The sequence below is a fragment of the Neobacillus sp. SuZ13 genome, from assembly GCF_030123365.1.
Lineage (GTDB): Bacteria > Bacillota > Bacilli > Bacillales > Cytobacillaceae > Neobacillus.
Genome location: NZ_CP126107.1, coordinates 3593242 through 3607791, shown reverse-complemented (window position 1 = coordinate 3607791; position 14550 = coordinate 3593242). Strand labels below are relative to the sequence as shown.

Annotated in this window: 10 protein-coding genes; 7 read left to right on the top strand and 3 right to left on the bottom strand. The window is 39.0% G+C overall.

The window, feature by feature from the left end:
• The first annotated feature begins 61 nt into the window (after nt 1–61).
• Together gltB and gltD are read left to right on the top strand one after the other, a co-directional pair.
• A complete protein-coding gene (gene gltB, locus QNH17_RS17675) occupies nt 62–4612 on the top strand; it encodes a glutamate synthase large subunit (protein WP_283873920.1) in 4551 nt (1516 codons plus the stop codon).
• 16 nt (nt 4613–4628) lie between these two features.
• Nucleotides 4629–6113 (top strand): glutamate synthase small subunit, encoded by a 1485-nt coding sequence (gene gltD, locus QNH17_RS17670; protein ID WP_283873918.1) that lies wholly within the window; start codon nt 4629–4631, stop codon nt 6111–6113.
• 171 nt (nt 6114–6284) lie between these two features.
• Here gltD and QNH17_RS17665 read toward each other — a convergent pair whose 3' ends face one another.
• The gene (locus QNH17_RS17665; protein WP_283873916.1) at nt 6285–6794 is read right to left on the bottom strand and encodes a DUF2179 domain-containing protein; all 510 of its coding nucleotides are present in this window, start codon (nt 6792–6794) and stop codon (nt 6285–6287) included.
• 330 nt (nt 6795–7124) lie between these two features.
• On the opposite strand from QNH17_RS17665, the gene purT reads away from it, so the two are divergent.
• Nucleotides 7125–8303 carry a formate-dependent phosphoribosylglycinamide formyltransferase gene (purT, locus tag QNH17_RS17660; RefSeq protein ID WP_283873914.1) on the top strand — a complete coding sequence of 393 codons (1179 nt, stop codon included), beginning with the start codon at nt 7125–7127 and terminating at the stop codon, nt 8301–8303.
• A gap of 164 nt (nt 8304–8467) precedes the next feature.
• On the opposite strand, the gene QNH17_RS17655 is transcribed toward purT, so the two are convergent.
• A complete protein-coding gene (locus QNH17_RS17655) occupies nt 8468–8650 on the bottom strand; it encodes a YolD-like family protein (protein WP_283873912.1) in 183 nt (60 codons plus the stop codon).
• Between the two features lie 187 nt (nt 8651–8837).
• On the opposite strand from QNH17_RS17655, the gene QNH17_RS17650 reads away from it, so the two are divergent.
• Both QNH17_RS17650 and QNH17_RS17645 read left to right on the top strand, forming a co-directional pair.
• Nucleotides 8838–9158: a ribonuclease E inhibitor RraB gene (locus QNH17_RS17650; protein ID WP_283873910.1), complete on the top strand. Its 321-nt coding sequence runs from the start codon at nt 8838–8840 to the stop codon at nt 9156–9158.
• A gap of 386 nt (nt 9159–9544) precedes the next feature.
• Nucleotides 9545–11041: a glycoside hydrolase family 18 protein gene (locus QNH17_RS17645; protein ID WP_283873908.1), complete on the top strand. Its 1497-nt coding sequence runs from the start codon at nt 9545–9547 to the stop codon at nt 11039–11041.
• A 135-nt stretch (nt 11042–11176) separates the two neighbouring features.
• Here QNH17_RS17645 and QNH17_RS17640 read toward each other — a convergent pair whose 3' ends face one another.
• A complete protein-coding gene (locus QNH17_RS17640) occupies nt 11177–12388 on the bottom strand; it encodes an MFS transporter (protein WP_283873906.1) in 1212 nt (403 codons plus the stop codon).
• 214 nt (nt 12389–12602) lie between these two features.
• Here QNH17_RS17640 and QNH17_RS17635 point away from each other — a divergent pair, with 214 nt between their 5' ends.
• Nucleotides 12603–13361, top strand: a complete 759-nt coding sequence (locus QNH17_RS17635) for a GNAT family N-acetyltransferase (protein WP_283873904.1) — start codon at nt 12603–12605, stop codon at nt 13359–13361.
• A gap of 74 nt (nt 13362–13435) precedes the next feature.
• Entirely contained in the window at nt 13436–13885 is a 450-nt protein-coding gene (locus QNH17_RS17630) for a DinB family protein (protein WP_283873902.1), read from the top strand.
• Nucleotides 13886–14550 lie beyond the last annotated feature (665 nt).

Here is a 14550-nt window from a genome sequence, read left to right as displayed (position 1 = left end):
ATAAAACATAAAATTACTATCATACTGATTTATCGGAAAATTAAGAACGGGGGAGATAGTAATGACATTTCATCAACTACCAAAATCACAAGGTCTCTACCGCCCAGAATATGAACATGATGCATGTGGAATTGGATTATATGCCCATATTAAAGGGATCGCATCTCACGAGATTGTAAAAAAAGGTCTCAGCATGCTTTGTAAACTAGATCACCGCGGCGGACAAGGAAGTGATCCATTAACAGGAGACGGCGCTGGACTCATGGTCCAGATTCCGGATGCGTTTTTCCGTAATACCCTTAAAAACATCCAATTACCTGTAAAAGGTCGATACGGCGTAGGGATGCTTTTTTTCTCAAACAATCATTCAGAAAGAGAAAAAATAGAGTCCTATATCAATAAAGTGGTTGAAGAAGAAGGGCAGACCGTTCTTGGATGGAGAACAGTGCCTGTCAATGCTGAAGCCATTGGAGAAACAGCCAAGCAAAGCCGTCCATTCATTCGCCAAGTTTTTATCGGAGCCAAGGAAGGGCTTTTGGATGAATTATCGTTTGAGCGAAAATTATATATTATTAGAAAACAATCAGAACATTGGGCCAAGGAATCTGATTTACGTTTTTACTTTGCCAGCCTTTCTAGCAGAACGATTGTGTATAAAGGATTATTAACACCAGAACAGGTAGACAGATTTTACCTAGACTTACAGGATGAGAGTTTTGTATCGGCTTTTGCTTTAGTGCATTCCCGCTTTAGTACAAATACGTTTCCTAGTTGGGAACGGGCACATCCTAACCGCTACCTAATTCATAATGGAGAAATTAATACGCTTCGCGGCAATGTTCAATGGATGAATGCGCGAGAAAAGCAATTCGTCTCGGAAGCATTTGGTGATGACCTACAAAAGGTGCTTCCAATCCTTGATACCGATGGAAGTGACTCGTCAATTTTAGATAATGCCCTTGAGTTTATGGTACTTGCGGGTCGGAAGCCTGCTCATGCTGCCATGATGCTGATTCCTGAACCGTGGTCAGAAAACCCGCATATGACAAAAGAAAAGAGAGCTTTCTACGAATATCATAGCTGCTTAATGGAACCTTGGGATGGTCCAACGGCTATTTCCTTTACGGATGGAAAACAAATCGGAGCGATTTTAGATCGGAACGGCCTTCGCCCAGCTCGTTATTACGTTACGGATGATGATTATATTATTTTTTCATCAGAGGTTGGCGTCATTGATGTTGAACCGGAAAAAGTATTATATAAGGACCGTTTAAGCCCAGGGAAAATGCTGTTAATTGATTTAGAAGAAGGACGGATTATTTCCGATGAAGAAGTAAAAACGGAGATGGCTGAAGCACTTCCTTATCAACAATGGCTTGATGAACAGCTTGTTCGATTAAATGAAGATAAATCTAACGAAGAAGAGGTACTATCGGATTTACTTGTCCGCCAGAAAGCATTTGGCTATACCTACGAAGATATTTCAAAATACTTGGTTCCAGTAGTAAATGAAGGAAAAGATCCAATTGGGGCAATGGGGAATGACATGCCATTAGCTGTTTTATCTGAGCGTGCGCAATCATTGTTTAACTATTTCAAGCAATTATTTGCCCAAGTAACCAATCCGCCCATTGACTCACTTCGTGAAGAAATTGTTACTTCAACGATGACGTTATTAGGGGCAGAAGGAAATATTTTGAATCCTACTGCATTCAACTGTCGCCGAATTCAGTTAGATACACCCGTTATTACAAATAGTCAACTAGAACAGTTGAAATCATTGGCTTCATCCGGTTTTAAGAGTAAGGTCATTGACATTCTATTCGATGAAAATCTGGAAGGCAGTCTTGAGAGGATTTGTAAAGAGGCAGATTCCGCTATCACGGATGGAGTAAGTCTACTAATCTTATCTGACCGTCAAATGAATAACAAAGAAGCAGCGATTCCGTCGTTATTGGCAGTAAGTGCACTTCACCAGCATTTAATTCGTGAAGGCAGTAGAACGAAGGTAAGCATCATTATTGAATCGGGTGAAGTACGTGAGGTCCATCATTTGGCTGCTCTAATTGGATATGGTGTTGATGCCATCAATCCGTATCTTGCATTCGCAACTTATAAGCAGGCTATCTTAGATGGAAGTTTACCGTTCACCTATGAAGTAGCGGTAAGTAAGTATGTAAAAGCAATGACCGAAGGCGTTGTAAAAGTGATGTCCAAAATGGGGATTTCAACCGTCCAAAGTTATCGCGGTGCACAAATTTTTGAAGCGGTTGGCATTAGCGGAGAAGTCATTGAACGTTATTTTACAGGAACCGTTTCGCAGCTCGGCGGGATTGGTTTAGATACGATTGCTGAAGAAGCAAAAATGCTCCATACAATGGCATATGCAGATTCGTATGATCAAACATTAGATTCAGGAAGTAACTTCCAGTGGAGAAAAACAGGGGAACATCACGCCTTTAACCCTGGAACGATTCATACACTGCAATGGGCTTGCCGAAAAGGTGATTACGAATTATTTAAAAAGTATTCCAATCTTGCAAATGAAGAGAGAATTGGATTCTTACGGAATTTGTTCTCATTTGATGAAACTAGAAAGTCCTTATCCTTAGACGAGGTTGAATCTGTTGATTCCATTGTCCGCCGTTTCAAAACAGGGGCGATGTCGTTTGGTTCGATTAGTAAGGAAGCGCATGAAACATTAGCAATCGCGATGAATCGCTTAGGTGGAAAAAGCAACTCGGGTGAAGGCGGGGAAGATTCAAGCCGCTTTACCTTAGATGAAAATGGTGATAACCGCCGTAGTGCAGTGAAGCAAATTGCTTCGGGACGTTTCGGTGTAAAGAGTCATTATCTGGTCCATGCAGATGAGCTTCAAATTAAGATGGCACAAGGAGCAAAACCAGGTGAAGGCGGACAGCTTCCGGGCAACAAGGTGTATCCATGGGTTGCTGATGTTCGTGGTTCCACACCAGGTGTAGGGCTGATTTCACCACCGCCGCACCATGATATCTACTCGATTGAAGATTTGGCTCAGCTGATTCACGATTTGAAAAACGCCAATCGAGAGGCACGAATCAGCGTAAAGCTTGTTTCCAAAGGCGGAGTTGGAACGATTGCGGCCGGTGTGGCCAAAGGTGCCGCCGATGTCATTGTCATCAGTGGTTATGATGGTGGAACCGGAGCATCTCCAAAAACAAGTATCCAGCATACAGGACTACCATGGGAGCTTGGTCTTGCTGAAGCGCACCAAACATTAATGTTGAATGGTTTGCGTGATCGTGTTGTCCTTGAGACAGATGGTAAATTAATGACCGGAAAAGATGTGGTAATGGCTGCATTATTTGGGGCAGAAGAGTTTGCTTTTGCGACTGCACCGCTCGTCGTACTTGGATGTGTGATGATGCGCGTTTGTCATTTAGATACGTGCCCAGTTGGAATTGCGACCCAAAATCCGCAGCTTCGTCAAAAGTTCACAGGAGAAGCGGATTATATTGTCAACTATATGCGTTTTATTGCTCAAGAAGTTCGAGAACTAATGGCGGAGCTTGGCTTTAGAACATTAGACGAAATGGTCGGCCGGACGGACGTATTGAAAATGAGTGACCGTGCAAAAGCACACTGGAAAGCGAAGGATTTAGACTTAACTCCATTGCTTCATCAGCCAGAGGGTGTTCGTACATTTACAACACCACAAAATCACAAAATTGACGAGTCGCTTGATATCCAAAAAATCTTGCCCGCCGTTCAAACAGCCTTACAAGATCAAATTCCAGTCGATGTGAGTTTCCCAATAACGAATGTGAACCGTGTCGTTGGAACGATTGTCGGAAGTGAAGTATCGAAGCGTTATGGTGAAGCGGGTCTGCCTGAAGATACCATTACTATGAGGTTTACAGGTTCTGCAGGGCAAAGCTTTGGAGCTTTTGTTCCGAACGGAGTGACATTAGAGATTACGGGCGACGTCAACGATTTTCTAGGAAAAGGCTTATCAGGTGGAAAATTGATTGTTAAGGCAGACGAATCTTCTAAACTATCATCAGGTGAAAATGTAATCGCTGGGAATGTTGCTTTATACGGTGCGACGAGTGGTAAAGCGTATATAAATGGCCGTGCCGGCGAACGATTTGCAGTCCGTAATAGCGGTGTGAATGTGGTTGTCGAAGGTATTGGCGATCATGGTTGTGAATATATGACAGGTGGACGCGTCGTTATTTTAGGGGATGTAGGTAAAAACTTTGCTGCCGGGATGTCCGGTGGAATTGCGTACGTATTAGCTGATGATCAAGAGGCGTTCAAGAAGTTATGTAATCAAGAGATGATTGAAATAGAGTCATTGACGAAAAACGATGAGGATGAGCTAATGCAAATGATTCAAACTCATTTCTATTATACGAATAGTGTGAAAGCAAGCTTTGTTCTAGAAAACTGGGAAAATCATGTCAGGAAATTTACCAAGGTCATTCCGAAGGACTATAAACGGATGCTGGAACAAATTCAGAAGCAAAAGGATGCAGGTTTAACAGAAGAAGACGCGGTTATGAATGCATTTTTAGCTAATTCTTCCAAACCGAAAAATACACCTAAACAGCCAGAAGCTGTACTACGCTAAGAAAGGGGAGAGGAAGATGGGAAAAACAACAGGATTTATGGATTACTATCGAGAAAAAGGTAAAGAACGAAATCCCCTTACGCGAGTAGGCGACTGGAAAGAGTATTCCCTGCCTTTTTCAGACGAAACTTTAAGTAGACAAGGAGCGCGGTGCATGGATTGCGCCACTCCTTTCTGCCATATGGGAATGGAAATTCAAGGAGCAACATCAGGCTGTCCGATTCATAATCTAATTCCCGAATGGAATGACTTGGTCTATCGCGGCCGATGGAAGGAAGCCCTTGATCGGTTGCTTAAAACAAATAATTTCCCAGAGTTCACGGGTCGGGTTTGTCCCGCTCCTTGTGAAGGTTCATGTACATTAGCAATCACTGACCCTGCGGTAACAATTAAAAACATTGAACAAGCGATAATCGATAAAGGGTTTGAAAATGGCTGGATTGCTCCTCGAATTCCAGTAAGTAGAACGGGGAAAAAGGTTGCGATTATCGGTTCGGGTCCTGCTGGATTGGCCAGTGCTGATCAATTAAACCAGGCAGGTCACTCGGTAACAGTTTTTGAACGTGCAGACCGTCCTGGTGGTTTACTTATGTATGGCATTCCAAATATGAAGCTTGATAAAGAAGTGGTAGAACGTCGAGTCAGCTTATTAATTAAAGAAGGAATCAAGTTTGTTACGAATACAGAGGTGGGCAAAGATATTACGGCTGAAGAACTGAACGCAGAATTCGATGCCGTGATTCTTTGTACTGGTGCTCAAAAACAGCGTGATCTAGTCATTGAAGGGCGCGAGGCGAAAGGGATTCATTTTGCCATGGAATACTTGACCAAGACGACGAAGAGCTATTTGGATACGAATTTTGAAGATGGTGAATTTATTAATACGGAAGGCAAGGATGTCCTCGTGATTGGCGGCGGTGATACGGGAGCAGACTGTGTAGCAACAGCCCTTCGTCAAAATTGCCGAAGTGTGGTTCAGTTTGGCAAACATCCACAATTACCTGAGACGCGTCCTTCAGGAAATTTGTGGCCAGCCTATCCAAATGTGTTTACCATGGATTATGCCTATAAAGAGGCTGAAGCTAAGTTTGGTGAAGATCCGCGTCAGTATTCGATCCAAACGAAGAAAATGGTTGCGGATGAAAACGGCAACTTAAAGGAACTTCACACGATTCAAATGGAAAAATTAAGAGACGATGAGGGTCGATTCTATTTTAAAGAAATCCCAGGAACCGAAAAAGTATGGCCTGCACAATTTGTGTTTATTGCAATTGGATTTGAAGGAACAGAGCAACCGCTGTTGAGTCAATTTGGTGTAAATGCATCCAATCAAAAGATTGAAGCAGCTTACGGTGAATACCGAACAAATGTTGAGGGTGTATTTGCTGCAGGTGATGCAAGAAGAGGGCAAAGCCTAATCGTTTGGGCCATCAATGAGGGACGTCAGGTTGCTTATGAAGTGGACCGCTATTTGATGGGAAAATCCCTTCTACCTAAATAATAATCTAGTAGATTAAAAAGGCCTGGTTTGGAAATTATCTGGTTCCGTTTTCAAGTTCTATCATTATATATGACATATGCAATGACGTGTGGATTGACACACGTCATTTCGCGTGCAAAAAATTGCGTAAATAAAATAAGAAACACAACATTTTGTTGTGTTTCAATCCTACTATCGAAGTCGGTCCAATAAGAAACCGCCTTTAAATCTTCTTGGCTCATATGAAATAATAAACGCATTAGGCTCGAATTTTTCGACAGTAGCTATTAGTTCATCTTCTCTATTTCTCTTCGTTAATATTTCCATTCGATAACGTTCACTGTCTCGGCCTTCTCCTGTATATAAAGTAACGCCAAAGCCATTTTTTCGTAATGTGTCTATCAAACTACCATTTTTTTCTTGTGTATTAACCGTTACATTTATATAACCAATCGCTATTTTTTGTTCCAATTTCGTCCCAAGTATAATTCCTAACCCGAATCCAACTGCATAAACAATCATTGATATTATACTTTGATCTCCACCAAATACGAGTGAAAGGCCAAAAACATAAATTAACATTTCTGCAATACCTAGAATCGATGCTAACACGGTTATATTTTTAACCAAAAAGATTGTTCGCAGCGTGTAAATAGGTACATAAATCAATTGTAACAGTAAAATCAAAAGAATCTCTTTCACTTTGGCACCTCTATCGTCATTTTTAAATTACTTTTTATTTTATCTCTTTTAATCTAAATAAAATAGTGTTTTTCTTACCATCTCTTCTCAAATCCATTAATTTACGAATCTTTTATTTCCTTTATATTTATATCCATGGGATGCAAAAACGATTAAATTTCTTATGATTGATGAATCCAGGAGGCTAAGTTTTACCGGTAACACTTCTCGATTGACGAATAATAAAAGTCAAAAACTAATTAATGTTCGTTTTTATTTAATTTATCTATTGATATTCCTAATGATTATACGATATTATAGTCAAAAAGCAAACAATTAGGAGTGGATAAGATGTTTAGTTCCTCAAATTCTAGCAAACCCAAAAAAGTGATGTTACTAGGTTCTGGAGAGCTCGGAAAAGAGACAATTATTGAGGCTCAGCGACTGGGATTGGTGACGATTGCTGTTGACCGTTATGAAAATGCCCCAGCTATGCAAGTAGCTGATCATTCTTATGTTGTTGACATGCTTGATGGAGTAGAACTGCGAAAAGTGATCGAACTCGAAAAGCCGGACTTGGTTGTTCCTGAAATTGAGGCAATTGCAACGGAAACGTTAATCGATCTTGAGAACGACGGTTTCTGTATTGTACCAACCGCCAAAGCAACTAATTTGACAATGGATAGGGAAGGAATTCGCAGATTGGCAAGCGAAGAACTGGGAATCCCTACGGCGAAATACGCATTTGCAGACTCTCTGGAGGAATTAAGAAGTGCTGTGAAAGAAATTGGCATCCCTTGTGTAATAAAACCGATAATGAGTTCATCAGGAAAAGGGCAAACCATCTGCCGTTCATTTGAGGATGTAGAATCGTCGTGGGAGGAGGCCATTTCAGGTGGCAGGGGCAAAAAAACTAGAGTGATTGTGGAAGAATTTATTCATTTTGATTCCGAAATCACTCTCTTAACGGTTCGTTCTGTCTCCGGTACAACCTATTGTGCTCCGATTGGTCATGTCCAAAAAGATGGGGATTATATTGAATCCTGGCAGCCACATGACATGTCAGAGGAACAAATAGTAGAAGCACAGGACATTGCTAAAAAGATCACCGATGCCCTCGGTGGATACGGGCTTTTTGGCGTTGAATTATTTCTTTCGGCAAAAGGTGTTTATTTTAGTGAAGTTTCTCCACGGCCACATGATACCGGGATGGTAACGATGGCTACGCAAGATCTATCGGAGTTTGCCTTGCACATAAGAGCCATTTTGGGTTATCCAATTCCAGGGGTTCAGCTGTTAACACCTGGTGCAAGTCGGACGATTAAAGCAGAGAAAGAGAGCAAGGAATATCACATTGATGGAGTTGCAGACAGCCTGTCTTTCCCAAATACCCAGGTAAGAATCTTTGGAAAGCCTGAAACAAAAGTGGGTCGTCGGATGGCAGTAGTGCTCAGTTCGGGAGATTCTGTCGAAGAGGCAAGGAACCAGGCCGAACTAGCCGCCTCAAAAATAAGTATCAAGCATAGCTAAATCGTATTTTTGAGAAAGCACTTTCCTAAATATTAGGTGCCTTGGTAGAACTTGACCAAGGCATCTTCTTTTTTTCGAAGGAAAAATTTAGACAAAAAAATAACCTTTTCCAGGTTTAGGGGTGGGTATTCCTTATTCAGTTTTCATTTGGTGAAATAAAACTGTTAATAAATATGTCTAACAGCTGATAAACGGATGGAGAATAACATTTGTTTTTCATCTTTTAAAGAAAGCAATTGGTCTTTTAGATTTAGGCGATAAACGCGCCCTTTTAAGGTTTGCAAAGCTCCATTTTTATAGTAAACAATTGTAATTAGGCCATTTTGAGTTAGTTTTTTTAAGAACATTCAAATTCTCCTTTAATTGGTATTGGATTGTACAATACACATTATAAAATTCCTATTTTAAGAGACTATGTAGAAGATGTTAATAATATGTTAATTCAAGTTGTTGAATTTATAATTTTGGTTAGTGGAATAGAAATAAGTGAATTATAATAAACAATGAAATGATTAGAATATGGAGGAAAAACAAATGAAATTCCCAAATGATGCGGATGGAGAGGCTTTACGAAGTCTTTATAAAGACGGAGTGAATTTTAAAAAACCACAATCAGTCGAATTTTTTGTGGCCGTGCCTGATCAAGTGACAGGTGAAAAATTATCGCAAGTGTTAAAAGAAGAAGGATTCAATTGTTTCCTTGAGCAAGACGACGAAACGGATGAGTGGGCATGTTCTTGCTCGAAAAGAATGCTATTAAATTATAGTGAATTAATTAAAATACAGAATAAATTAAATGACTTAAGTAAACCACATGGCGGTTATTCTGATGGTTGGGGCGTTTTTGTAGATTAGAATGTAGCGTTGTTAAGTTAGTTATTGATCCCCCTTTGATGGGATTTCGAACTGGTTAATGTAGTCTATATTGCAATTTGGAGATAGATGGTGGAATCCTAGTCCTGCCATTTATGTAAGCAAAAGTGAAGCTAGATAAAAGGAAGTTGTTAATTGGTGTCAGGCACCGTTAACTACTTCTTTTTATTTGGTGCGGGGTCGGACAATTAAGGACACGATGCTTTTCGTGTACGAAAGAAGGATTTTTTAGAGAATTAGGGGGAAGTTGAAAAAATCTAAATATAAACGACTAGCGGTACATTCGTATATCACTACTATCGTCTCTATTTTTCAGATTATTCTTTATATTAAAATGAAAATAAAAGATGAATGGGGAGAGAGAATGAATGCTGCTACAGAAACCGAAGCTTCTATCTAGAAAATTATTATTAGTTTTATTAGTGTTTTTTGTATTCCTTGGTTGTTTTGCAAATGACAAGAGCGTTGAGGCTGCAAAACCAGATCGAATAGCCCCAACTACACCAACAAATCTCCATGCAACAAATATTACAGACACATCCATTTCGTTAGCTTGGAATCAATCTACTGATAATATTGGCGTAACTGGTTATGACATTTACCAAGATAATAGATACATAGGAAATGTTACTTCCACTCAATACGTGGCAAAGAATTTAACTCCGAATTCGTCCTATCGTTTTTTTATCAAAGCGAGGGATGCACGAGGAAATCTTTCGAATGCTAGTAATTCTATTCAGGTTACAACGAATCCAAAGGCATCATTGGACCAATTTAAAACAGTGGGATATTTTGCAGGCTGGGCTACCTATTCGAATTATCAAGTGACAGATATTGATGCAAGTAAGCTTACCCATTTAAACTATGCATTTGCTAATATTTCCGCAGATGGAAAAATAGAAGTGGGAGACCCATGGGCCGATATTGAGCAATCATTTCCCGGTGATACAGCAGATCAGCCCTATAAAGGGAATTTTTATCAATTAACAAAACTGAAACAACTATTTCCACATTTGAAAACCTTAATCTCAGTCGGCGGCTGGTCATGGTCGGACAAATTTTCAGATGTCGCTCTAACAGAACAATCACGAACCATCTTTGCAGAAAGCTGTCTGCAATTTATCTTAAAATATGGATTTGATGGAATCGATTTGGATTGGGAATATCCAGTAGCGGGAGGAGAAGCAGGGAATAGTAACCGGCCTGAGGATAAGCAAAATTTTACACTTTTAATCAAGAAAATCAGAGAAACGTTAAATGCTCAAAGTATTAAGGATGGAAAAACGTATTTATTAACGATAGCCGGAGGGGCAAATAAAGGCTATGTTGCCAATACGGAATTAAACTTGCTTCAACAATATCTGGATTACATCCAGCTTATGACATATGATTTTCATGGATCTTGGGACACCTTGACAGGAATGAATGCTCCTTTATATCGAGATCCGGAGTCTAGATTTTCAGAGTTTAGTGTCCAAGATGCTGTACAGACTTATATCAATAGTGGGGTGCCTGCAAATAAACTCGTTATGGGTATTCCCTTCTACGGAAGAGTCTACAACCAAGTAACCAATACGAATAATGGTTTATATCAGTCGTTTACGGGCGGAGGTTCTGCTCTCAGTTATGGACAATTAGAGGCAAGTTATATTAACAAAAACGCATTTACTCGGTTTTGGGAGCCTGATTCCAAAGTGCCGTGGCTGTATAATGGTTCTCAATTTATTAGTTATGATGATACCGAATCAATTGGATATAAAACATCTTATATTAAGTCGATGGGGCTGGGCGGAGCCATGATGTGGGAACTGAGCCAAGATCCTAATAGGGTGTTATTAAGCAAGATTGCTAATGATTTAAGATAATAATAGTAAGGAAATACCCTAGGCCCAATCATCATCTATTTAGGTTGGTCCTAGGGCTTTTATTTTTTGTATTCAAATACAGGTACTAAAAAAAATCGGAGTTTTTGACCATTTTACGAGTCTTTCTTCTTTTTACTATATTCTATGTGGCGAATGCCGTAATCTTCTTGTAGAAAGTATTCCTAATCGAAGTGCTAGAATGATAGAAATTATCGCAAGGACTACAATCATGGAAACAACACCATGCCAGCCAAAACTACTATAAAATGCACCACTCGCCGTTCCTCCGATACTAGATCCCGCATAATAGAAAAATAAATATAGGGATGATGCTTGTGCTTTGTCATGAGTAGCAATCTGTCCTACCCAACCACTCGCAATTGAATGTCCAGCAAAAAAACCATACGTAAAAATGGCTATTCCAATAATTTTAAACCATAAAGACGAATTTAGTGTTATACATGTTCCTACCAATACAATGAACAGTGACACCATTAATAGTTTTCTTTTCCCATATTGATCAGCTAGCATACCCATCCAGGTAGAGCTAAATGTTCCAACGATGTACACAATGAATATAGAGCCCACTAAGGTTTGACTTAATGAATAAGGTGGAGCCATTAGCTCAAAACCAATGTAGTTATACAAGGATACAAAGCATCCCATTAATAGAAATCCAGTTAAAAATAGATAAAGGAGTCCTGGTTCTTTAAATTGTACAAACAAAGAGGTTGCTAATTTTTTTATTTCAAATTTTCGTGGTTTAAAATGTGTAGATTTCGGTAAAATAGACCAGAAAATAAGACTAGCAAGTAAACTAATAATTCCAATAAAGGCCAATGCAACATGCCAACTAAAATAATCTGTTAAAATTCCACTAAATATTCGACCGCCCATACCGCCAATAGAGTTCCCACTAATGTATAATCCCATTGCCATCCCTAAACTTCTAGGGTCAATTTCCTCACCTAAGTAGGCCATCGCAACAGCAGGCAAACCAGCTAATGAAATCCCTTGTAAGATTCTACATAAGATTAATAAATGAAAATTTGGACTAAACGCAGTTAAAATGGAAAGAATCGATGAAGCAATTAAAGAAATAGTCATGACTGGTTTCCGGCCAAATACTTCTGATAAAGAACCAGCAATCAAAAGACTCACGGCTAAAGCGATGGTAGTAGAGGACAAGCTTAAACTAGAGACAGCTGGTGAAATATGAAATTCTTTCACAATCTCAGGTAGTAATGGCTGTGTCCCCCAAAGGATCGCAAATGTATTAAAACCACCGGCAAATAAAGCGATGTTTACCATTTTAAATGTGTGTGTCCCTCGCTGAATATAGTTCATTATTGAAGAATACTCCTTTAGTTGTTGGTTTTATTAATTATCTCTACCTCATCATACTCCTCTTTTTGCATAGGTTCTAATAAAATACCCTTAAGAAGCTCCATATGGTCCCCATTCTAAAAAATGTCAATTATTCCAACGATTGTAGAAAAAGTATATAATGAATTTGGACGATTCATGTGGTCGGGCATTTATGGAAAAGGGGATAAGATCAATGAGACATATAACTTTTGAAAATATTTATGTTGTAGGAAATGTGGTATTTGAAAATGTTCAATACAAACACATTCATTATCCAGAAATGTTACTTAGATATGATAGTAATTTTATAGAGTTTAAAAGATCTCCATCTTTGTCAGAATTTAAGGGCGCTGGAATTTATTTACGAAACTATCATTTAAAAAAGGGTCAAAAGCATGTTAAGTTTTATTTTCCTCCAAACCAAAAACTAGCAGAGGAATTAGTGGCTTACATGAATGAAGCAGGTTATACTATCGGTTTTCTCGAATTGTACGCCATCCAGCCTAAACAATTTCCTTTGGTGAAAGACAATCCAGATATAGAGGTACATGTTGTGATGGATCAAAACCTTGAAACTTTTCTTGAATTGCAGTATAAACACGATTTGGAGCTGGGTTCTGAATTTGCAAATCAAAAAAGAGAATTGGCTAAACGAAATTATCAAGATAAGAATATTCAACAACTGCTTGCCTATTATAAAGGTGTACCCGCTGGTTCAGTAGATGTAATAATTACGAAAGATACAGCCGAAATTGATGGTTTAGTGGTAGATGATAACTTTCAGAAAAAAGGAATTGGCAGCAGGCTGCAAAAATTTGTTATGGAGAAATTTTTAGATAAGACCATCATCTTAGTAGCCGATGGTGAAGACACGCCAAGAGAAATGTATAGGAAACAAAACTATCAATATCTTGGATTTAAATATCATGCACATAAAGTTTATAAAGATTAGATCTATCTTTTTTTGAGAGTAGGATGAGCTATTTGCATTAGTTGAATATTGAGTTTATACATGGAGGTCCACACATGGAAACAATTCGAAATATGTATGAGCATTTACATTGGTCTAATACAAGAATTCTTGAAACCTTGCAAAATATGGAAAGTGAGAATGAACAAATAAACAGGTTATTCTCACATATCCTTCTCGCCGAACAAGTGTGGTTGACTAGGTTAAAAGGATCAGACAGTTCCAATTTACCTATTTGGGCAGATGTTAGTTTAGAATCTTGTGTAGAATTGGCTAACCAAAATAATCAAAACTATAAAAATTTCCTATCGAGATTAATTGATCCTGCTCTCGAACAAATCGTGTCTTATAGAAATAGTAAAGGCGTTGAGTTTAATAACTCGATCAGGGACATCTTGACCCATGTTGCCCTACATGGTCAATATCACCGAGGACAGATTAATCAACTTTTAAGGGCCAATGATATCGAGCCAGTTATTTTAGATTATATTATTTTTAGGAGATAGATGTTGGATTAAAAAAGGAGTGTTCCATCGGTGTCAGGCACCTGAAACACGCCCTGTTTATTGCGCTCTTTTGTAAAAGATTGTTGCTTCTTAAAATACGCTCATAGAAACACGAGATATGCTCAGGGAAGGGGTGACTCGTTTAAAAAATCATGAATGGTCAATATTTTAGGTGTAATTTTTTACAAAATTTCATTTTTGTGATCTGACTAGTTCCCGTTGAGCTCATATTTCAGCTTCAACGGGAAGTAGTCGCTTCCACTAGTGCCCGTTGAACTCCTTTTTCAGCATCAACGGTCAGTAGTCGCTTCCACTAGTGCCCGTTGAACTCCTTTTTCAGCTTCGACGGTCAGTAGTCGCTTCCACTAGTGCCCGTTGAGCCCTTTTTTCAGCATCAACGGTCATTAGTCACTTCCACTACTGCCTGTTGAATTCCTATTTCAGCTTCAACGAGCAGTAGTCGCTTCCACTAGTGCCCGTTGGGTTTCATTTTCACCCTCAAATGGCATTAGTCGTCTCTTACTGCTCATTTATTTATAACCACATTATTTACGAAGTCAATCTTTTTATTTAGATTTTTCTCTATTTATTTACAGAGTCAATCTTTTTAGTCTCCATTTCCACAAGTTTAGTCTTTATTTCTCTTAAAATAAGATAAAGCACCC

What these genes read in the sequence shown, in the direction of transcription:
- gltD (WP_283873918.1), top strand. Translation starts at nt 4,629, where the DNA reads ATGGGAAAAACAACAGGATTTATGGATTACTATCGAGAAAAAGGTAAA.
- purT (WP_283873914.1), top strand. Translation starts at nt 7,125, where the DNA reads ATGTTTAGTTCCTCAAATTCTAGCAAACCCAAAAAAGTGATGTTACTA.
- QNH17_RS17650 (WP_283873910.1), top strand. Translation starts at nt 8,838, where the DNA reads ATGAAATTCCCAAATGATGCGGATGGAGAGGCTTTACGAAGTCTTTAT.
- gltB (WP_283873920.1), top strand. Translation starts at nt 62, where the DNA reads ATGACATTTCATCAACTACCAAAATCACAAGGTCTCTACCGCCCAGAA.
- QNH17_RS17630 (WP_283873902.1), top strand. Translation starts at nt 13,436, where the DNA reads ATGGAAACAATTCGAAATATGTATGAGCATTTACATTGGTCTAATACA.
- QNH17_RS17655 (WP_283873912.1), bottom strand. Translation starts at nt 8,650, where the DNA reads ATGTTCTTAAAAAAACTAACTCAAAATGGCCTAATTACAATTGTTTAC.
- QNH17_RS17635 (WP_283873904.1), top strand. Translation starts at nt 12,603, where the DNA reads ATGAGACATATAACTTTTGAAAATATTTATGTTGTAGGAAATGTGGTA.
- QNH17_RS17645 (WP_283873908.1), top strand. Translation starts at nt 9,545, where the DNA reads ATGCTGCTACAGAAACCGAAGCTTCTATCTAGAAAATTATTATTAGTT.
- QNH17_RS17640 (WP_283873906.1), bottom strand. Translation starts at nt 12,388, where the DNA reads ATGAACTATATTCAGCGAGGGACACACACATTTAAAATGGTAAACATC.